We start from the raw sequence: 19988 nt of genomic DNA on the forward strand, positions 1-19988 counted from the left end.
CGACGCCGAGGTTCGTAGGACATCAGTGAGCGTAGCGAACCGCGCCAAAGGATCTTCTTCAGGCGGCTGTGAGCTTCACCTTGTCGTAGATCTCGGCCAGGGCCAGGGTACAGCTTCTAAATCCCATGCCACAGCAACCGGAGAATCCCTTCCATCCCGGCGAATACCTACTCGAGGAGTTCCTCGAACCCGCAGCCATCAGCCAGGCGGAGTTCGCCCGCCGAATCGGTTGGACCGAAACGCGCCTGAACGAATTGATCCGCGGCAAACAGGGGGTGTCAGCCGAGGCCGCGTTGGATTTGGCTGATGCCTTGCATACGTCCACCCGCCTCTGGATGAACCTCCAGATAACCTGGGATTTGGACCAAGAGATCAAGCGGCGAAATGCGGCCTGACCGAACGTGAATCGCCTCGGTTACCGGCGTTTGCTCCGCTATGGAGGTGGACACCAGCCGCTCCATGATCTCTCTGGCACGCAACAATGACCCTATTTTAGAGCCTATGCAATCGTCCGGGACCCAACAGTTAGCCAAGTTCTTATCCGAATACTTCATGTAATATATCTGGACGCTGTCTTGCGATCTGAATAAGTGACGTAGCAGCTTTACTTGGTTTACGACGCCCTTGCTCCCAATCCCGGAGAGTGCGAACTGACACGCCTAATAGCTCCGCAAACTGAGATTGAGACAAGCCGGACTTCTGGCGAGCTTCGACTATAGGGAGCGGTTCGACAGTTTCAACATGACCTACATTTCCAGCCTTGATGTCACGAACGGCATTCAGCGTTTCTTGCCAAATATCACGCTCGGAATCCCGTTCAGTGAGTTCTTTTTCATTCATAACCATCGACAAGCTCCTCTTTCAATACCTTGAGGATATGGGCCGGAATGTTTTCTTGGTCTGACTTGGCATAGATGGTGAGTAGCCAAATCAGCCCCTTTGTGGGGACGGTGAAATAGATGACCCGCACACCGCCTCTTTTCCCTTGGTCTTTTCGTGACCATCTGACCTTACGTATACCTCCAGAACCAGGGACCACATCTCCCGCATCCGGATTTTCAGCCAACCACGCAGAAAACTCACCGCGTTCATCCTCGCACCAATAGTCTGGCCATAGCCTTGTAAATATCGGCGATTCAATGATGGTGATCATACTCTGAAATAATGTCGTAGCAGGTCGGAATACGAAAGAGAAAACTACGAAGCGCACGAATCGGCACGAATCCATTCGTGAGGATTCGCGTGATTCGTAGTTTTTTCTCTTACTTTGCTGATCGGTAACCCTTAACTTAATGGCATTGTCTTCAGACTCAGGGTAGAGGCCCGGAATGTCAACTCTACCTAAGGCTCCACCGGATCGGATGCCTCGGAGGTTATCCCGATCATGGTCACGAACCGGCGCCATAGCCAGCCGCCGTAACGGTGGAGTTCGGGCGCATACATCGCGGAGATGTTTCCGTCCAAATAGAGGGCATTGGGGCACTGGAGCCGGTCCTTGAACAGGGTGCCGAAAGCGTGGAAATTCACCGGCTCGTCGGAGATAGCGAAGATCACACGACCTTCCCGGTCGATACCCACCCCATTGCGAATGTACTTGCTGTGGTAGCCCTCGATGAAACGGGGATGCAGGCGTCCGTTGATTACCAACATAGGCCCTGACTGGATGGCGTTGATAATCCGGTCTTGGGGTTGGTAATCCTTAGTCTCGACGACGCGTGCCCCCTTCTCAGTGATGTAGAAGACGCCGTTGGGCAGCAGAAAAAAATTCCCCCCACCCCCGCCTCGCGTGAGCTGGTAGTAGCGTTTTCCGTTCTCGATATACAAACCGAGTGGCGTGAACTGCTCCGAATAGATCCCGCCGTTGACCGCGAAGACCAACTTGCGACCCGCGGTCGCCAAGGCACGGCGCAGGGCGTGGATGCTGCCGTAAGGCGTACCGTCCTTGCGTTTCCAGAAAAACTCCAGTCGCTGCTCTTCCCCGCTATCCAACCGGTAGACATCGAACCCGGCCCCCCGATGGAAGACCTCGGTGGCGGTAGCGCCAAAGGCCGGGCTTGCGAGCACGGACATGGATACCAGGAGACAGCGAAACATCGACATTTCAGGCTAATCGATACGGTTCGCCGCGCTCGCCGCACCTACGGCCGCACCGGGAATGTAGGATGTGGTGAGCCGGCGGGCAGGGACGCCCGCGGCGAACCGCATCGATGGTGTGGCAACGCAGCGAGCCGCACCAGGATAATCCGTGAAATTCGCGTAATCCACCGATCAAGAAGGGGATTTGCCGGGATTAGTCCGCAAGTCGCGGATAGCAGCCCCATGAAACCGGGGGCTGAGCGTATGGACCGCATCCACCATGATGGCGACCTGGTCGGGATCTACGTCCGGGTGGATTCCGTGGCCGAGGTTAAAGACATGCCCGAGGCCCTGGCCGTAGCTCGCGAGCACCCGCCCGACTTCTTCCCGGATACGTCCCGGTGAGGCATAGAGGATACTGGGGTCCAGATTGCCCTGCAGGGCCACCCGCTCCCCTACCAGTTGCCGGGCGTCGGCCAGATCCAGGGTCCAGTCCACCCCGAGGGCGTCGCAGCCACTTTCCGCCATCCGGTCCAGCCAGTGGCCGCCACCCTTGGTAAAGAGGATGATCGGGACCCGCCGCCCTTCCGCCTCGCGGGTGAGCCCGGCGATGATGCGAGTCATGTAAGCGAGCGAGAATTCCCGGTAGGCACGCGGGGTCAGCACCCCCCCCCAAGTGTCGAAGATCATCAGGGCCTGGGCGCCGCGCGCCACCTGGGCATTGAGATAGGTGGTAACCGCCTCGGAGAGCTTAGTCAGCAAGACGTGCATCAGCTCGGGACGATCGAACAGCATGGCTTTGGAGCGGGCAAAACCCTTGGTGCCGCCACCTTCCACCATATAGACCGCCAGGGTCCAAGGGCTGCCCGAGAAGCCGATCAGGGGTACCCGGCCATCCAACTCACGCCGAATCATACCCACCGCATCCATCACATAGCCCAGCGCGTCCTCCATGTCGGGGACCGCCAAGCGTTGCACCTCGGCGGCGTCACGAACCGGGCGCTCGAAACCGGGACCCTCCCCCTCGCTGAAGTAGAGCCCGAGCCCCATGGCGTCCGGGATCGTCAAGATGTCGGAGAACAGGATGGCCGCGTCCAAGGGAAACCGCTCCAGGGGCTGCAGGGTCACCTCGCAGGCCAGCTCCGGGTTTCGGCACAGCGCCAAAAAGCTGCCGGCACGGGCGCGCGTGGCCCGATACTCGGGCAGATAACGCCCCGCCTGACGCATGATCCACACCGGCGTGTAATCCACGCGCCGGCGCAGCAGGGCGCGCAGCAAGGTATCGTTCTTGAGTTCCTTCACCAGTGCATTCCAGAGCGAGTTGCGGTAGGTCGTTGGTTTTTGGGTTGCAGGATACTACAGTGGGTTATCCTCGGCACATGCCAGCTGCTACCTGCTACCAGTCGTCGGCTACCAACCAAGTAGAGTAGGCTGGGTTAGGCGCGTGTTACGATGTTGGCGTGTGCCAGCAAGGTCAAACGCGCCGTAACCCAGCAGGCGTAGGATAATGGTATGGACCCGACATATAGTAATTATCCGAAAGCTGGAGAATTATTTGTGGCTCTTTATGGATTCTGGACTGCTTTGGAGTGCGCCGGCAAGCGGCGCGGCTGCACCTAACCTCAGCCACGGGGGATACCAGCGGCGTTGGCCGGGAATCCGGGCACCTAGGTTCCACCCGCGCCGCGGCGACGGCGCTTTCCCCTAGCCGCAACACCTTTGCTGGGGACGGATACGTTGCCACATCCAAAGCGGCGGCAAGATTGTGCCACTTGGCCGACCCCCGGCTTATGCTTAGGGCTGGAGGTTCTGGTAGGCATTGGGGTAAGGTTGCCGCCGCACTCCAAAACGTCCGGTGGTACCCTTCTATGATCGTTAGCAGTCCGGAATCCATAAAGAGCCTTATTTGTTAGAGCATACGAATTAACTGAGGACATTCTTATGGCAGAAAATTCATCATCAAATCTCAGCGCAGAACAAAAGCTGGAAATAGGATCTTACGTTGGTTCACTTATTAAAGGGTGGCTAACTTGGATAGGTATAGCAAACTTGGCAGTGCTTGGAGGTGCTATTGTTTACATATTTTTCATTTTGCCAGGAGAAGCGATTACAGAGGCGACTAATAGAATAGAAAGAAAAATCTCGCAAGCAATAACGAATCTTTCCGAACAAGCCAATACCAATTTAGTTAAATTCGGGGATCAAAGGAGAGGCTAAAAGCTCTAGATCAAGGATTGAAAGAGACCAACGAGCAGTTTAAATCCGTAAAGGCAGATATAGCTGAAATTGAAAGCGGCGAACTGAATGGGGTAGCAGAATTCCTGCGTGCGTTACGAGCTAATAAGGAAATTGCAGATATTATTCTACGCATCGGCCAATTAGAAGAAAAGATGAAGAACTTCGTTCATGCTATAAAAATAATCAACATAACCTATACCAGCAAATTGGGGCCAGAAGATGGAAAAGAGTCAGGTGCTTTGGAAGGTAGAAAATTGACATTTAATAAGCACAAAAAAGACTCAGTTATCCGTATTGGCTATACAGATAATTTTAGGGTAATCGGGGAACGCAAAGCGTGTCGTTGGGAGATCAAGGTCGATGGTAAATCATGCCCATCTGGGAAGTTGGTATACGACAGACATGATGGAAATAATTCTAATGTACGTACCAGCAATCATGTTATCGGATACTGCGAAAATCTTCCAAAAGGTAACCACACAATAAAAGTGTGGGTAGGTCCACGTCCTGGTAATGATCGGTACAAAAAATCAAATTGTGATACAGGTTGGGCTAAATCAAGATGGACATTGGAAGTCATGGAAATCGCAAACATGAATCCGTGACTTGAATGGGTTGAATGTTGGGCACCTGCAAGAGGTGCCCCTACAAAATTCTTTGTGCCCTTTGCGCCTTTGCGGTTCATCAGTCGCCAGCTACCAGTCACCAGCTTCCAGCGGCTGGCAGCCAGCGACGGGTAGCTGGTAGCCGGCCACAGATTTCCCCCAATATCCGAATCCCTCCCGAGGCTTTGGTAGAATGCCCGGATGGACGTCTCCCACATCCTCGACCAGCTCAACGACGCGCAACGCGAGGCGGTCACCGCCCAACCCGGCAATCTGTTGGTGCTGGCGGGGGCCGGGAGCGGCAAGACCCGGGTCCTGGTGCACCGCATCGCCTGGCTGCTCCAGGTGGAGCAGGCGCGACCCTGGACGATCCTCGCCGTCACCTTTACTAATAAGGCCGCCCGGGAGATGCGGGCCCGCATCGAGGAGATCCTCCAAGGGCCGGTGATGGGGATGTGGGTCGGCACCTTTCACGGCCTGGCCCACCGTTTTCTGCGCGCCCATTGGCAAGACGCCGAGCTGCCCCAGCAGTTCCAGATCCTGGATTCCGACGATCAGTACCGGCTGATCCGGCGCACCCTCAAGGCCATGGATCTGGACGAGGCCCGCTGGCCGCCGCGCCAGTGTCAGGGCTTCATCAACAAGCAGAAGGACGAGGGCCTGCGGCCCGAGCACATCGACAGCGGCGACGACTTCTACCTCGGCCGCATGCGCGATCTCTACGCGGAATATGAGGGCGCCTGCAAGCGCGGCGGTATGGTGGATTTCGCCGAGCTGCTGCTGCGTACCCATGAGCTGCTGCGCGACCGCCAGGACATCCTCCATCACTACCGCGAGCGCTTCGCTCACATCCTGGTGGACGAGTTCCAGGACACCAATGCCATCCAGTACGCCTGGCTGCGCCTGCTCGCCGGCGGTCAGGACAAGCTGTTCCTGGTCGGCGATGACGACCAATCCATCTATGGTTGGCGCGGGGCCAAGGTCGAAAATATCCAGAGCTTCCAGCGGGACTACCCGGGGACCAAGGTGGTGCGGCTGGAACAGAACTACCGCTCCACGGGCAACATCCTGAGCGCCGCCAACGCCCTGATCGAAAACAACGCGACCCGGCTCGGTAAAAACCTGTGGACCGAAGACACCGCCGGGGCGCCCATCCGCCGCTATGCCGCCTTCAACGAGGTGGACGAGGCCCGGTTCGTGGTGGAAGGCATCCGCAAGCTTACTCAGGAAGAAGGCTACCGCCGCTCCGAGTGCGCCATCCTCTACCGCACCACCGCCCAGTCCCGGCTGTTCGAGGAGGTCCTGATCCAGGCCCAGATCCCCTACCGGGTCTATGGTGGATTGCGCTTCTTCGAACGCGCCGAGATCAAGGACGCCCTGGCCTATCTGCGGCTGCTGGCCAACCCGGAGGACGACGCCTCCTTCGAGCGCGCGGTCAACACCCCGCCCCGGGGGATCGGCGCCAAGACCCTGGACATCCTGCGCACCCAGGCCCGCGAAGCGCATTGCTCCCTGTGGCAGGCCGCCGCGGACATGGGAACGGTAGGCTCCCTCCCCCCTCGGGCCACGGGAGCGCTCAACCGATTTCGCGCACTCATCGATACCCGGCGGGAAGCGACGCGGGATATGGCGCTCCCGGATCTGACGGCGCAAGTCATCGAGGCCAGCGGCCTGCCCGCACACTATGAAAAGGCCAAGGACGGCCGGGGAGTGGACCGGATCGAGAACCTGGAGGAGCTGGTCAATGCTACCCGTCGTTTCGCCCACGAGATGGAGGACGATGAGGGCGATATCCTCGGCACCTTCCTATCCCACGCGGCCCTGGAAGCAGGAGAAGCCCAGGCAGACCCGTTCGAGGACAAGGTGCAGCTCATGACCCTGCACAGCGCCAAGGGACTGGAGTTCCCCAGCGTCTTCATCGCGGGGATGGAAGAGGGCCTCTTTCCCCACAGCATGTCCGCGGACGACCCGGAGCGCCTGGAGGAAGAGCGCCGCCTGTGCTATGTGGGCATGACCCGGGCCATGCGTCACCTGTACCTCACCCACGCCGAGAGCCGACGCCTGCACGGCAGCGAGAGCTATCCCTTTGCGTCCCGCTTTCTGCGCGAGGTCCCAGCGGAATTGATCGAGGAGGTCCGCGCCAGCGGGATTATGCGGCCGGCCATCGCACCGGGCGCGCCGGGAGCAAACACATCCGGTCCCGCCGCGGGCGGATTTCAGCTCGGCCAACGGGTCTCGCACCCCAAGTTCGGCGAGGGAACCATCATCAACAGCGAGGGGAAAGGGACCAGCGCCCGCATCCAGGTCAACTTCAAGGCCGTAGGCGCCAAGTGGCTAGTGGTGGCCTATGCCCGGTTGGAACCCGTCGGCGCTCCATGCAGTCGGTGAACGGATTATTGTTCACCAGCCATTTGTCCCTCCCCCCTCCGTGCGACGCCTCATACTCGAAACACCTTCATGACCTCGTCGCCCAAGTGATTGATGACCTTGACGGCGATTCGACCCGACTGCGGCTTGGCGAACGGACGCGACATGTCGCTGTGCAGCGTGGCCCAGGCGTCTTCGCTGATCTCCGCCTTCAACGTGGTCCTTAGCGCCTTATAGGGATTGTTGGCGCCGAGGAAATAGGCGTGGCGGACGAAGAAGCTCTCCTCGTTATAGTCGGTATCGATGAACCAGCAGGCGATCCCGTCCGGGCCGTCGGAGCGGACCTCGCCGGTCTGGGGGTGGAAGACGTCGACGCCCTTGACCTTGACCTGGATCTGCCCGTCATCGGGGTCCAGGATATCAATGTCCGGCTCGCCGAAGATGACAAACAGGTTGCCCTGGCCGGTGTTCTTGAGGTCATCCGCCATGTGCAGATCCGCGTTCATGCGTGCCTTGAGCACCGGGATACGGCCCAGCTTGTCGAACTCCGACGAGTGCGCGTCATAGTTGAAGGCGCAGGCGACTAGCACATCGAAGTCGGCGTCACCCGCCTCGCGGGCCGCGGCGACCAGATCAGGGCGGGAAACGGTTCCGAACTCGGGGCCGATGAAGACGGCGGCGCGCTTCTCGGGACCGAGAGCACCCACCTCATCATGGGCACTCGTCTCCATGTAGCGGCCTTCCGCGCAGATCAGATCGCCCGGCCAGGGCGTGAGCGAAGTGAACGCAATCTTGTCTTCCTTGTGGGCCTGCTGGACGCCGGCGGTCTTCAGGTTCTCAAGAATCATGCGGACGAAATCGGCCTCGTCGCTGTAACCGGCTTGCCCTTCGGCGACCCTGTCGATCAGCTCGTCGTTCTCATCCACACCCAGCATCCGGTGCGGCGACAGGCTCTCTACCGTGAAGGGTCCCGCCACCCGCACCACGCCCTTGTCTTCGTAGGGCTTGCCATACAGATACTCAAAATCCGCTTGGGCGGAAATGGAGGCGTCGATCTCCTTCTGACGGGCGATACGTTGCTCCCACCACTGCTCATGCAGCCGCTTGGCCTCGGCGGGCCAGGTTGCCTCGGCCTCACGGGGGATCTCCCACTCCTCCCAGCTTTGCTCCAATGCCTCGTTGAGCTGCCCGCGCAGGGGTTCCAGGGACTCCTGGAATTTGTCCCAGATGACATCGATCTCCGCATTGTTGGCGATGGATTTCAGCGTAATGTGAGGCACCCGCTCATAGACGAAGCCATGGCGAATATCGCCATGCGTCGACTGGCTCGAAGGAACAGTACGGGTGATCTCCGCCTCCTTCTGCTGCCCTTCAGGACTATCCGCGAGCAGATAGTAGGGATAACGGGCGCCCATGATCCGGGCGCGCGCGAGTGCTAGGGAGACTCGGGAAGTATCAATCGTGATCCAGCGACGACCCCATTGCTCGGCTACATAGGCCGTAGTGCCGGAGCCGCAGGTTGGGTCGAGGACCAGATCGCCGGGGTCGGTTGTCATTAGAACGCAGCGATCAATAACTTTCGGATTGGTTTGGACGATGTATGTCTTGTCCGAACCGAACGCGGTAAAGACCGTGTCCGTCCAGATGTTCGTCATCTGTATCGAGGGATTGTCAGCGTCACATAGGCGGTACGCGACAGAAGTCCCACGCGCCATCAGTCGAGAAGCCTTAGAAGCTCTCTCGAAGCCAACCTGGGTTGTTCTCCAACCACCCGACTTTGGGGGGTAGAAGCTCTTATCCTCAAATTCAATTACGAAGGAAGACGACTTACCGCCTGTCTGGCTTTGCGTCTGGCCGGGTCGAAATCGCCTAGACCCCTCTGGGAGCAAATCGGTGCCCTGACGCTCACCCTTAGTCATGGGACGAAAAGTTCCATCTTTCATTTGTAAGTATGTGTAGGCTGTATCCAGCTGCTCTGTTGTCCTCCCTTTTTTCAGCCGTCTGAACTTTGCTAGAGAGCGGTCTTTTGCGTACCAAACTATCACATCATAAACGCCGTCTAGCCCTGCTGACACCCGGCCGCTTGAGGTTTGGAAGACTATTTGGTCAACCAAGTTTTCATCTCCGAAAACCTCATCCATCATTGATCGCACACGATGAACATTCTCATCACCAATCTGGACAAAGATAGAGCCGGAGTCGGTCAAGAGATCCCGCGCCACGGTCAGCCGGTCGCGCAGATAGGTGAGATAGGAGTGGATGCCGTCCCGCCAGGTATCCCGAAACGCCTTCACCTGTTCCGGCTCGCGGGTGATATGTCCCAGGTTGCCGTCTTTCACGTCCCGACTGGTCGTCGACCATTGGAAGTTGGAGTTGAATTTGATGCCGTAGGGTGGATCCAGATAGATGCACTGAATCTGCCCACGCAGACCTTCGCGCTCGGCCAGTGAGGCCATGACCTGGAGGCTATCGCCCAGGATCATGCGGTTCGACCAGTTGGCGTCGTGCCGGTAGAACTCGGTCCTAGCGCTGTCGTCGGGCAGGCCGTTGAAATCGGCGAACAGATCCGGTTGGCGGTCGCTGGCCGGTTGGTCGGTCCGGGTGCGCCGGAGCAAATCGTCGATCAGTACCTTGGGGTGGATCTTCTCCTGGATGTAAAGCGGCGGCGCCTGCACGATCAGTTCCGACCAGTCCCGCTCGTCCTTGCCGCGCCACACGAGCTGGGGGTCCAGATCCCGGTTGCGGTCTTGCCTTTCCTGCTCGAGCCCGGCTGCGCCGCGCGGGTAGGCCACGGAAACGGGGTCTTGCTCCTCTTTGTGCATCACCGACTGGTATTCGGCCGTCGGGATGTTCTTGCGCCTCGCCTCCTCGTGGGTCAGGGCTGCGACCGATTTCCGGTTCTGTTTGCTTGTTCTTCCGGCCATGTCTCGTCTCATCAGTTACCAGTCAGGGGTATTCATAGTGCCCCGATCGCACGCAGTAATGGTAAGACTTGAGCCGCAATTACAACCCCCAGCATCCATTTCACCACGGATAGCTCGCGCTTGATCTCGACAATATCGGCTTTAGTAGCCAAATTTTCCGCGGACAGTGCTTCCGCTGCCTGCCGGGCGTCGTCTTCCGGTACTCCAGCCTTACGGAAGGCGCTGTATACTTCTGAAATCATTGTCGTCATTTTCATTCCTGCCTTCTGCTCATGATCGCGTGTGAGATATGGTTTCCATCACCTGCGGTTTTTCCTCGACGGACATGGCTTGCAGGGGGAGGGAAATGGGCATGGTGTTATCTCCGTTCTTTTGAGTGCGGCGCCGAATCCAAAGCGGCGGCAGGCTTGTGCTATCCGGCCGACATCTCGGTTACACGAGGCGCCGCGGGTTCCGATCGGTGTCGGGGTAAACTTGCCGCCGCACTCCAAAGCCGGTCGCGGATTCGACCATATCGTCGAATGCTGCCTTGATCTTGTTTTCGAGCTCTGGCTCGATCGCGTAGAGGTCGGTAAACTCGGTAAAGGCCCAGCGTCCGTAGTGATCGTGGTTATTGACGCCGGGCACCCAATAGACCTCCATGGTGTTTTTCTTCTCTTTGGCATCCTCGCGCCGGTAGCCTTTGATCTCGACGATGAGGTGTAGTGGGTCATCTTCGCCGTGGCCGTCCTCGACGAGGACGATGAAGTCGGGGAGGTAGGTGCGCATCTCGGAGCCATAGCGGTAGGGCACCTCGAGCCCGAGGTTGTGGTTCTTGACGTAGGCGAGCACGCGCGGATGCGCCTCGGTGACGCGGCAGAATTCGGCTTCCCAATCGCTATCGAGGATGACCCAGTTGAGGTGGCAGCGGCGGGGGTCGGTCTGGTAACGGTCGGCCTTGGCGGTGTGGAAGTTGACGTGCGCCGTGGAGCCGACCGGGTTGTAGGGATCGAGCACCGCCTTGACGGGTTTCTCCCCCACCAGTGCCCGGGTGATGCCCGCCGTGATGCGCTCACAGGCCATGTTCGCCAGCTCTTGATACATGAGCTGCGCCGGGTAGGTGCCGCCTTTGCACACCAGGCAGGTATCGAGCCACTGCTTGGTGATGCGCTTGAGCTGACCGAAGAGGTGCAGCTTGGGCTCCTCGCCCGGATCGCGCCATTTGGTGTACAGCAACCGCTGGGTGATTTGAAACAGGAGCGTCGAGCGCCGCATGGCTTGCAGGTGCTCCAGGCTGAGGTCGACGTCTTCGCCGATAATGCCGGCGTTCTTGGTGATGGACGGGCCGACCAAGTCCGGCGTGAGCTCTAGTACCTAGTTTCGACCGATGTTGCAAGTTCATAGTATCTGCTGGCTCACACGCTTGGTTCACACGCTCCAGTGCGTGGACTAGCAATATCGAGCGAAACTACGTACTAGTACGGAATCGTCCGTGAACTCGGCCGTTAGCCGCTCTTGCGGCAGCTCGACGCGATAGCCGGCGACGCGCGGGAAGCGGATTTCGAGCGCGTCGCGCTCCGGCCGCACGGCCTTGACCTGAATCGTTTCGCGTGGCGGCTGCGGCGGTGCTACGACCGGCTTGGCCGTGAAATCGAAGGGGATGCCGAGCACGTCCGCGTACTCGACGTTGAACAGGCCTGGGTTCGGACCATCCTCGTTCAACACGTAGGACTGCCGGCGGAGCGCCCGGCCGATGACCTGTTCGCACAGGAGTTGGGTGCCGAAGGCGCGGACGCCCAGGACATGGGTGACGGTATTCGTATCCCAGCCTTCGGTGAGCATGGAGACGGATACGACGCAGCGGATGGAATCGCCAAGCCGGTCGGGCTTGCCGACGGTGTTCATGACCTCGCGCAGGAGGTCTTGGTCGCTGATGCGCTCGGCCTGGCGGCGGTCGCCGGTGCGTTCGATGATCTCGCGCCGGAAGCGCTCGATCTCATCGGCGGCCATGTCCCGGAAGTGCTTGTCCAGCACATCCCCTGATTCGAGTTGCTCGCTGTCGATCAGTAGCGTGCGCGGGCGCGGGAGCCGGTTGCCGTGCGCGTCGAAGTTACGAAACAGCGGCAGCCGGCCATTTTCCGGCGTGGTCGTGCCATGCTCGTTCTCGCGGCGGAATCCCGAGATGAAGTCGTAGACCAGCTTCGATGTGGAGGTGTTGTTGCAGACAACGATAAAGCAGGGCGGTACGCGGATACCGGCGGATTCCCAGAGGTCAAACGTCTTTTTATAGTGCCCGTAGAGCGCTTCGAGTGCCGTTTGCAGCTCGACGGGCAGGCTGAGCGGATCGAGGGTCTTGGATTTGCCGCGTCCTTTTTTCGGCATGCGAGTGCGGATGTGTTCCCACAGGTTGCGGAACTTGGGCATCTCCCCGCCCGGGATATTGTCCGCAACCGGCACCCGCGGCAGCTTGACGATGCCGCACTCGATGGCGTCCATCAGGGAGAAGTCGCTCATGGTCCAAGGAAACAGGGTGCCCTCGGCGTAGCCCGAGCCACTCAAAAAGAACGGCGTGGCGGAGAGGTCCATGACGCGGGCCAGACCGAGCTTGCGATTGACGGCCTCGAGGCCGGAGATCCACAGCCGCGCGGCTTCCTTGTTCTTCTCGGCCGCTTTCTTCTCGTCTCCCTTCAGCTCCCCTTCCAGCGCTTCGCCCGGTTTCTCGCGGTAGCAGTGGTGCGCTTCGTCGTTGATCGCCAGGATGTTCTGCATGCCCATGAGACCGGGCATGACCCGCTGCAGCATCTGGCCCTCGGTTTCCAGGGTGTTCAGCGCTGCGCCGCGACCCTGGAGCAGGGAGCGCCCGCCTTTCGACAGGTCGATACGCTCCCGCAACTTGAAGGCGTGATAGTTGGTGATCACGATCTTGGCGCGCTCGAGGTCCGCCAGCATGTCGCCGGGGACCAGCTCGCGGCTCCGGTAGTAGCTGTCCGGATCATTGGGTTGGAGGACCCGCAGGCGATCGCGGATGGTCAGACCCGGCGCCACCACCAGGAAGCCACGGGTGAAGCGTTTGCTGCGGGGATGGCGGACGGCGTTGACCGTCTGCCAAGCGATCAACATGGCCATGACGGTGGTCTTGCCGGCCCCGGTGGCGAGCTTGAGCGCCAAGCGGATCAGCCCCGGATTGGCCTCAGCGGCGGCATTCGCCAGGTGTTCCGGGAATCGTTTCCCCGCATTGCCGGCCTGAGGCGCCACTTCCGTGAACCAGATGGCGGTCTCGACCGCCTCGATCTGGCAAAAGAACGGGCGGATGCTGCTGAATCGATGGTGCCGCCAGTGTCGGAGCAGGCGGGCGGTCTCGGGCGTGACTTGCCATTGGCTGGGATTCGGCAACTTCCGCCACCGGTCGACCTGTTGGCGCACACCATCGATGATGGCGGTGTGGTCGTACTCTTGTGCCTCAGTCGAGAGGCCCTTGCCTTCGTCGAATAACAGCGAGGTCTGCTCGGCCGATCCTTTGCGCTTGCGCGGCTTCGGGATGGGGGTGATGAATTCGGCGCGCCGGCGGCTGTCGAGGATCTTCCGGGTCGGCTGCCCGGTCTCATCCAGCTCCCAGTGCCGGGACGGATACTCGTAGGGTGAGTTGAGGATCGGCCGCTCGAAGAAGGGGTTATCCATGACGCAGCACCCTCAGGTCCCGTTTGCCATCTCCGCGAACTGCGGCTGGCCCGCCGGTCATTCGGCCGCCCCCCCTTCATCAACCATTGCGTCCCTCTCGCTGACCGCCTCCGTCGTTTCTAACCCAGCGATCCACTTCTACCGATGCTCATATCAGGCATGTTTTATCGTACCATTTATGTCCTGAAACGAGAGAACCTCTACTACCTTTGACGCACTCAAGTGTACTTTATTTAAAAGACACACAACATAATAAGGGAGAAAGCATTGCCATGGTCCTTTCCGGTTTAATAGATATGTTTTTTCAAGTTGTCTTCTTCCGCATTGAGGTCTTCGATATATTCGGCAATTTGGGATTCCAGCTTAGTTTTCGCTTCCGCTAATGTGTTTGCCTGCGCGGCTAGGCCGAACTCAAGGCTCATTGCCACATAAAGGTCTCCATCACGCTCAACTAACTATCTGATTTTCATTGTCATCTGTTGGTTGACCGGTCAATCAAAAGAGAAAACTAAGCGTCGTCTGTGGCAGGGCTGTTTGCGAGTCGTTACACCCAGGCCGACGGAAGGACAAGCACTCAAGCGGCTACCCGCACCCGCAGCAAGCGCGAGGCCACGCGCCGGCGAGGCACCGCTACACGCACATCCGGCCTGCTACACCGTAGGACAAATGAGGGATACCGGACCATCCGACATCCCCCGCGATTGGCTCCTGCCCGCACGGCGGCCCACTTCGTCGGCCAATCACGGACAGAATTGGCGGAGAGGGAGGGATTCGAACCCTCGGTACGCTATTAACGTACACACACTTTCCAGGCGTGCTCCTTCAGCCACTCGGACACCTCTCCGGGAGATTGGAGGTCTTGCGGTCGACATGATTGCCGATTGCGCGGTGCTGGATAAAGCGGTTGCAGGCTAAGGAGAATATATGAATCTGCCTACCTGTGTAAACCAGGGAGGAAATTTGGCAGTGGCTCAGTTTGAAAATTTTATGCTTGGCCGCTCACTTTCCGGCCCATTTAACGCCAGGACGCAATGCGCCAAGACGCAAAGTTTCTTTGTTCTTTCTTTGCGTCCTTGCGTTTTTTTGCAATTTCCGTTTTTTCGCGAACTGAGCCACTACCGGAAATTTGTCCACGCCGACCCTTGAGTCATGACCCAAGCGTAGACGGCCGTTAGACGACATCTGCTATCCTTAGCATACGAATCCATCGAGATGGGAGAGTCCAGTGCGCAGTGTGGTCTATCCGGGGACCTTCGACCCGATCACCAACGGTCACATAGATCTGATCCAGCGCGCCGCTTTCCTGTTCGATCGGGTGGTGGTGGCGGTGGCGGTGGATACCGGCAAGGACCCGGCGTTCGATATCGAGCGCCGCGTCGAGCTCGCGGAGCAGGCGTTGCGGGACATCCCCCAAGTGGAGATCGCGCGCTTTTCCGGTCTCCTGGTCGCATTCGCCCGTAAGCATGGGACCTCGGTGATCATCCGCGGTCTGCGGGCCGTTTCCGATTTTGAGTACGAATTCCAGCTTGCAAGTATGAACCGCCGCATGGCCCCGGACATTGAGACCCTTTTCCTTACCCCCGCAGAGCAGTACGGCTATATATCCTCGTCCCTGGTGCGCGAGATCGCCCGCCTGGGCGGGGACGTGTCGGCCTTCGTGGCCCCCGTGGTGCAGGCTGCATTACGGGAACGCTTTGGTTAGAGGCTGTCTAAAAACCAACCCATTGATTTTGCCTGATGGAGCCTTGTCTTCTATCCGGGCCAATGGGTTGAAAACCGACCCCACGGATATATCAATCAAGGAGTAACGATATGGCACTTTATATCACCGACGAGTGCATCAACTGCGACGTGTGCGAGCCGGAGTGCCCGAACGGCGCCATCTCTCAGGGGGACGAGATCTACGAGATCGATCCCAATCTCTGCACCGAGTGCGTAGGTCACTACGAGACCTCTCAATGTGTCGAGGTGTGCCCCGTGGACTGTATCCTCAAAGACCCGGGGTATGAGGAAACCGAAGATCAGCTGATGGAAAAATACCGGAAGATCACCGGCGAAGCGGCCTGACCGATCCCATGCGCATTACTTCACGAACTCGGCGGTGGAGCTTCTTTTCCGTCGTCTACGCCCTGCTATTGCTCACCGCCGGGGTGCCGTGGGCGGCGACCAGCCCGCCCCAGGCAGCGATTGCCAGTGCCCATCCCCTGGCCACTGAGGCGGGATTCGAGATCCTGACCGCTGGCGGCAATGCCTTTGATGCGGCGGTGGCGGTCAGCGCCGCGCTGGCGGTGGTGGAGCCCTACAGCTCGGGACTGGGCGGCGGTGGCTTCTGGCTCCTGCATCGGGCCGAGGACGGGCGCGAACTGATGCTCGATGGCCGCGAGCGGGCGCCGCTGGCGGCCCACCGCGACATGTATCTGGACGCGGCCGGCCGCTTCGTGCCGGGGCGGTCCCTGAACGGCCCCCTGGCCGCCGGCATCCCCGGGGAACCGGCGGCGCTGGTCCACTTGACGGAGCATTACGGTCGTCTTCCCCTGGCGCAGTCGCTCACGCCGGCGATCCGTCTCGCCCACGCCGGCTTTGCCGTGGACGAACGGTACCGGCGCCTTGCGCAGCAGCGACTGGCAGTGCTCTTGCAATCCCCTGCCGCTGCCGAGCAATTCCTCCGGGACGGCGAGATACCGCCGGTAGGGACCCTGATCGTGCAACCGGATCTGGCGGATACCCTGGAGCGCCTCGCAAACGCGGGTCGGAAAGGTTTCTACGCCGGCCGTACCGCCCGCTTGTTGATCGCCGGCGTGCGCGCGGCCGGCGGCATCTGGACCCCCGAGGACCTGGCCTCTTATCGGGTCGTGGAGCGTACCCCTATCGTCGGCCATTACCGCGGCTGGCGGGTAGTCAGTGCCGCGCCGCCGTCCTCCGGCGGTGTGCTTCTGGTACAGATGCTCAACATGCTCTCGGGCTTCGACCTGACGGAGCTCACGGACGCTGACCGGGCCCACCTGCTGGTAGAGGTCATGCGCCGCGCCTACCGTGACCGGGCCCTGTACCTGGGGGACCCGGACGCCGTCGAGGTCCCGGTCGAGCGCCTCACCCATCCCTTCTATGCCGCCGGACTGGCACGGGACATCGATCCGGACCGAGCCACGCCCAGCCGGCCCGCGGCGATGCGGGCGCGGGGCGCCGACACCACCCATTTCTCCATCCTGGACCAAGAGGGTAACCGGGTGGCCGCTACCCTCAGTATCAACTATCCCTTCGGTTCCGGATTCGTGCCGCCGGGCACCGGCGTGCTGCTGAACGACGAGATGGACGATTTCTCCGCGCAGCCGGGGGTACCCAATGTATACGGATTGATCGGCGGTGAGGCCAACGCCATTGCGCCGGGGAAACGGATGCTCTCCAGCATGACGCCCACCTTCGCGGAGTCGGAACGGGGCCTGGCCGTCCTGGGCACCCCGGGGGGCAGCCGCATCATCACCATGGTCCTCCAGGGTCTCCTCTCATTGGATGCCGGGGACCCGCCTGCAGCCTGGGTTGCCGAGCCGAGGTTCCATCACCAATACCTGCCGGACCGGATCCAATACGAGCCGGAGGCCTTCAGCGCCACCGAGCGCCACCGTCTCGAAGCCAAGGGACATCGCCTACATGAGATCCGGGACGGCTACGGCAACATGCAGGCTATCTACTGGGATCGGCTACAAAACCAGGTCCGGGCGGTGAGCGATCCGCGCGGGATCGGTAAAGCGGAGGTGCGCTGATTTAGGATGCACATAGCGAAGCGTGCCCATCAATAATGGGTATCTCCCGGCAGGTAGGCGGCGTGCCTGACACGGAACACCGAATGTTGGGCACGGGCCATCCATTGATGCGGTTCGCCGTGGCCCCGTCCCTGGGGCCACCGCTCACCGCATCCTACGCCGTTGCCCAACCTACTGCTGGTAGCAACTAAATCTTCCATAAAGCCCATTCCGGTTCACAGCTTCCATTCCAAACTACCATTCGAGGTCCAAGATTCGCCATGAAGACCCTATTCGTATTTGTGCTTGCCCTGTTCGTCGCCGCGCCCATGATCCTGCCGGATGCTGCCGAGGCCAAACGGTTCGGTAGAGGCATGAGTCTGGGCAAGCAGTACCGGAGCACGCCGCGTACCCCGCCGCGTCAGACTCAACGGGCTGTACCTAATCGTTCCCAGGCAGCAACCGGAGCTGCTGGCCGGACCAGCGGGATGGGCCGTTGGCTCGGTCCCCTGGCCGGACTGGCCGCCGGTGGCTTGCTTGCATCGCTGTTCTTCGGCGACGCCTTCGAGGGCCTCCAGATCATGGACATCCTCCTGGTCGCGGCCCTGATCTTCGGCGGCCTGATGCTGTTCAAGGCCATGCGCCGCAACCGTCCCGCGGCGGCCGGGACCGGGGCCGGCGCATACGGCGGATCGGTGGCCGGGGGCGGAGGATCGGTTCCGGACATGATGCCGCCGGAGCTCGGCGATCCGACCCGTGTCGAACCCGCCGCGGGCGACGACGAGGCCCCGGCCTGGTTCGATGCTCCAGGGTTCCTGGACGGCGCCAAGGACCACTTCATTCGACTCCAGACCGCCTGGGACCAGGCCGATTTCCGGGATATCCGCGACTACACCACCCCCGAGCTCTTCGCCGAGCTGGAGCGCGAGCGCAACCGCTTGGGAGAGGAGACCCAACACACCGAGGTCGTGACCCTGGACGCAGAACTCGTCGGAGTCCAACGCGACGGCGACCAAGTAGTGGCAAGCATCCTCTTCTCCGGGCTGATCCGCGAAGAACAGAACGCGACCGCCGACCCCTTCCGCGAGCTCTGGCACGTGCAGCACGCCTGGGAGAGCAGCGCAGGCGATTGGCTCATCGCCGGGATTCAGCAGCAGGAGGGGCATGAAGATGCGTGACGGCTTGTCTCGCTTCTTCCGCATCGCTCTACCGGCGTGCTTTGAACGAAGCCATCCTATTTGATCGCCGGGACACGGGCGGCTTCGCCCAATGTCGTTAAGTTATACTTCCACACGGAACAATCTGCGCATTTCACTCCCTCTCCCTCCGGGAGAGGGCGGGGGTGAGGGGGAAATTCAAAAGCTCGGATTGTGCCGTGTGGCAGTATAGCTGCCGGCCGCTGGGTCGTGGTCGGTCGGGTTAGAGGCTGTCTAAAAATTAAAATACTGATTTTTAAAGCATAAAATCTGTAAATTTCGCGCTCGTTCCCACGCTCCAGCGTGGGAACGCCAGCTTGTCCGCTCTCGCGGACTCAGCTCCTCTGTGCTAATAGGCGTTGGTTGTCAGCCGACTGAAGCGCTTAATCGACGCTGGAGCATCAGATCCCTCCTCCGTCGGGACAAGGTCTGCTCCCACGCTGGGGCGTGGGGAGCCAGCCGAATATCAATGTGTGGTAGTGGATAAATTCTAAATGCTGAAGTCTGCCAACCCCTCCCTCGTCATTCCGGCAGGGATTGCCGGAATCCAGGGCCAGGGATGGCAAAACGGTGGAGTTCAAAGCATTAGGTCGCATTTAAATTTAACCACTACCCAATGTGTTAGTTTTTAGATAGCCTCTTAGGCATGTGCCTTGGCGTTGCAATGTACAAACGAGTCCGGACGCGCCCTGGCCCGACAACCGATTTGATAAGAGAAAACGACGGATCGCGCGAATCTTCGCGAAAGTGTCATCCCGAACCGAAGGGAGGGATCTTTTTCGCGAAGATTTGCATGATTCGGCGTGCTTCCTCCGTGGCTCTTTATGGATTCCAGACTGTTCTATCCTCCCTCCCCGGCACGACCGTTGAGTGTGGTGAGCAACCTGTCTGCGTGCAGGGACGCACAGGCAAGCGGCGAGTCGGAGCGGTCCAGCGGAAACTTTGGAGTGCGGCGGCGACCTTATCCCGACATTGGTAGAAACCCGCGGTACCTGATATAACCTGGGGTGCTGGTATGTATACTGCAAACCCGCCGCCGCTTTGGATTTGGCGACGCAGCTATCCCCGGCAAAGGCGTTGCGGTCAGGGGAAAGCGCCGTCGCCGCGGCGCGTGTGTGGAGCCCGATACCCAGGTTCTTGGCAAGCGCCGCTGGTATCCCCCGTCGCTGAGGTTCGATGCGGTCG

The 19988-nt window shown here is 59.9% G+C and carries 17 protein-coding genes, 1 tRNA gene and 1 pseudogene; 9 read left to right on the plus strand and 10 right to left on the minus strand.

The genetic code is table 11. The annotated features are described in order from the left end of the window. Nucleotides 1–125 precede the first annotated feature (125 nt). Nucleotides 126–395 (plus strand): HigA family addiction module antitoxin, encoded by a 270-nt coding sequence (locus E1958_RS05365; protein ID WP_089727714.1) that lies wholly within the window; start codon nt 126–128, stop codon nt 393–395. Between the two features lie 142 nt (nt 396–537). Here the strand turns inward: E1958_RS05365 and E1958_RS05370 are convergent, their stop codons facing one another. The 4 genes from E1958_RS05370 to hemE form a co-directional block, all read right to left on the minus strand. Further along, a complete protein-coding gene (locus E1958_RS05370) occupies nt 538–846 on the minus strand; it encodes a helix-turn-helix domain-containing protein (RefSeq protein ID WP_133510961.1) in 309 nt (102 codons plus the stop codon). Then, on the minus strand, nt 833–1153 hold the full coding sequence (locus tag E1958_RS05375) for a type II toxin-antitoxin system RelE/ParE family toxin (protein ID WP_133510962.1): 321 nt from the start codon (nt 1151–1153) through the stop codon (nt 833–835). The genes E1958_RS05370 and E1958_RS05375 overlap by 14 nt, the downstream gene beginning before the upstream one ends. 188 nt (nt 1154–1341) lie before the next feature. Beyond that, nucleotides 1342–2100 carry a phosphodiester glycosidase family protein gene (locus E1958_RS05380; RefSeq protein ID WP_133510963.1) on the minus strand — a complete coding sequence of 253 codons (759 nt, stop codon included), beginning with the start codon at nt 2098–2100 and terminating at the stop codon, nt 1342–1344. Nucleotides 2101–2268: 168 nt separating this feature from the next. Next, complete coding sequence (gene hemE / locus E1958_RS05385) at nt 2269–3378, minus strand: uroporphyrinogen decarboxylase (RefSeq protein WP_133510964.1); 1110 nt, start codon at nt 3376–3378, stop codon at nt 2269–2271. Between the two features lie 639 nt (nt 3379–4017). On the opposite strand from hemE, the gene E1958_RS05390 reads away from it, so the two are divergent. The 3 genes from E1958_RS05390 to uvrD all read left to right on the plus strand — a co-directional run bounded on the left by E1958_RS05390 (nt 4018) and on the right by uvrD (nt 7307). After that, nucleotides 4018–4293: a hypothetical protein gene (locus E1958_RS05390; RefSeq protein WP_133510965.1), complete on the plus strand. Its 276-nt coding sequence runs from the start codon at nt 4018–4020 to the stop codon at nt 4291–4293. A 17-nt stretch (nt 4294–4310) separates the two neighbouring features. Further along, complete coding sequence (locus tag E1958_RS05395) at nt 4311–4919, plus strand: hypothetical protein (protein WP_133510966.1); 609 nt, start codon at nt 4311–4313, stop codon at nt 4917–4919. 201 nt (nt 4920–5120) lie between these two features. Next, on the plus strand, nt 5121–7307 hold the full coding sequence (gene uvrD / locus E1958_RS05400; RefSeq protein ID WP_133510967.1) for a DNA helicase II: 2187 nt from the start codon (nt 5121–5123) through the stop codon (nt 7305–7307). Between the two features lie 50 nt (nt 7308–7357). Here the strand turns inward: uvrD and E1958_RS05405 are convergent, their stop codons facing one another. The 5 genes and pseudogenes from E1958_RS05405 to E1958_RS05425 form a co-directional block, all read right to left on the minus strand. Beyond that, entirely contained in the window at nt 7358–10210 is a 2853-nt protein-coding gene (locus tag E1958_RS05405; RefSeq protein ID WP_133510968.1) for a site-specific DNA-methyltransferase, read from the minus strand. A gap of 32 nt (nt 10211–10242) precedes the next feature. Continuing rightward, complete coding sequence (locus E1958_RS05410; RefSeq protein WP_207787623.1) at nt 10243–10467, minus strand: hypothetical protein; 225 nt, start codon at nt 10465–10467, stop codon at nt 10243–10245. A gap of 175 nt (nt 10468–10642) precedes the next feature. Further along, nucleotides 10643–13867, minus strand: a pseudogene (locus E1958_RS05420) (BPTD_3080 family restriction endonuclease). Nucleotides 13868–14154: 287 nt separating this feature from the next. Beyond that, nucleotides 14155–14295 carry a hypothetical protein gene (locus E1958_RS20150; protein ID WP_165741649.1) on the minus strand — a complete coding sequence of 47 codons (141 nt, stop codon included), beginning with the start codon at nt 14293–14295 and terminating at the stop codon, nt 14155–14157. Between the two features lie 325 nt (nt 14296–14620). Beyond that, nucleotides 14621–14711, minus strand: a tRNA-Ser gene (locus tag E1958_RS05425). A gap of 80 nt (nt 14712–14791) precedes the next feature. Between E1958_RS05425 and E1958_RS05430 the strand changes: the two genes are divergently transcribed. The 4 genes from E1958_RS05430 to ggt all read left to right on the plus strand — a co-directional run bounded on the left by E1958_RS05430 (nt 14792) and on the right by ggt (nt 17628). After that, nucleotides 14792–15013: a hypothetical protein gene (locus tag E1958_RS05430; protein WP_133510969.1), complete on the plus strand. Its 222-nt coding sequence runs from the start codon at nt 14792–14794 to the stop codon at nt 15011–15013. A gap of 79 nt (nt 15014–15092) precedes the next feature. Continuing rightward, the gene (coaD, locus tag E1958_RS05435; RefSeq protein ID WP_133510970.1) at nt 15093–15569 is read left to right on the plus strand and encodes a pantetheine-phosphate adenylyltransferase; all 477 of its coding nucleotides are present in this window, start codon (nt 15093–15095) and stop codon (nt 15567–15569) included. 110 nt (nt 15570–15679) lie between these two features. Then, on the plus strand, nt 15680–15934 hold the full coding sequence (locus tag E1958_RS05440; RefSeq protein ID WP_133510971.1) for a YfhL family 4Fe-4S dicluster ferredoxin: 255 nt from the start codon (nt 15680–15682) through the stop codon (nt 15932–15934). Nucleotides 15935–15942: 8 nt separating this feature from the next. Continuing rightward, on the plus strand, nt 15943–17628 hold the full coding sequence (gene ggt, locus E1958_RS05445; RefSeq protein ID WP_133510972.1) for a gamma-glutamyltransferase: 1686 nt from the start codon (nt 15943–15945) through the stop codon (nt 17626–17628). A 29-nt stretch (nt 17629–17657) separates the two neighbouring features. Here ggt and E1958_RS20155 read toward each other — a convergent pair whose 3' ends face one another. Beyond that, the gene (locus tag E1958_RS20155; protein WP_165741647.1) at nt 17658–17828 is read right to left on the minus strand and encodes a hypothetical protein; all 171 of its coding nucleotides are present in this window, start codon (nt 17826–17828) and stop codon (nt 17658–17660) included. Nucleotides 17829–17888: 60 nt separating this feature from the next. Here E1958_RS20155 and E1958_RS05450 point away from each other — a divergent pair, with 60 nt between their 5' ends. Further along, the gene (locus E1958_RS05450) at nt 17889–18785 is read left to right on the plus strand and encodes a Tim44 domain-containing protein (RefSeq protein ID WP_133510973.1); all 897 of its coding nucleotides are present in this window, start codon (nt 17889–17891) and stop codon (nt 18783–18785) included. Nucleotides 18786–19988: the final 1203 nt, after the last annotated feature.

Origin of the sequence: Candidatus Thiosymbion oneisti (genome assembly GCF_004359955.1) — a bacterium.
Lineage (GTDB): Bacteria > Pseudomonadota > Gammaproteobacteria > Chromatiales > Chromatiaceae > Thiosymbion > Thiosymbion oneisti.

Coding starts and splice junctions, on each gene's coding strand:
- E1958_RS05410 (WP_207787623.1), bottom strand. CDS start 10,467: ATGAAAATGACGACAATGATTTCAGAAGTATACAGCGCCTTCCGTAAG.
- E1958_RS20155 (WP_165741647.1), bottom strand. CDS start 17,828: ATGGAAGATTTAGTTGCTACCAGCAGTAGGTTGGGCAACGGCGTAGGA.
- E1958_RS05380 (WP_133510963.1), bottom strand. CDS start 2,100: ATGTCGATGTTTCGCTGTCTCCTGGTATCCATGTCCGTGCTCGCAAGC.
- E1958_RS05430 (WP_133510969.1), top strand. CDS start 14,792: ATGAATCTGCCTACCTGTGTAAACCAGGGAGGAAATTTGGCAGTGGCT.
- E1958_RS05450 (WP_133510973.1), top strand. CDS start 17,889: ATGAAGACCCTATTCGTATTTGTGCTTGCCCTGTTCGTCGCCGCGCCC.
- E1958_RS05390 (WP_133510965.1), top strand. CDS start 4,018: ATGGCAGAAAATTCATCATCAAATCTCAGCGCAGAACAAAAGCTGGAA.
- ggt (WP_133510972.1), top strand. CDS start 15,943: ATGCGCATTACTTCACGAACTCGGCGGTGGAGCTTCTTTTCCGTCGTC.
- E1958_RS05405 (WP_133510968.1), bottom strand. CDS start 10,210: ATGGCCGGAAGAACAAGCAAACAGAACCGGAAATCGGTCGCAGCCCTG.
- E1958_RS05440 (WP_133510971.1), top strand. CDS start 15,680: ATGGCACTTTATATCACCGACGAGTGCATCAACTGCGACGTGTGCGAG.
- uvrD (WP_133510967.1), top strand. CDS start 5,121: ATGGACGTCTCCCACATCCTCGACCAGCTCAACGACGCGCAACGCGAG.
- E1958_RS05375 (WP_133510962.1), bottom strand. CDS start 1,153: ATGATCACCATCATTGAATCGCCGATATTTACAAGGCTATGGCCAGAC.
- E1958_RS05370 (WP_133510961.1), bottom strand. CDS start 846: ATGGTTATGAATGAAAAAGAACTCACTGAACGGGATTCCGAGCGTGAT.
- E1958_RS05365 (WP_089727714.1), top strand. CDS start 126: ATGCCACAGCAACCGGAGAATCCCTTCCATCCCGGCGAATACCTACTC.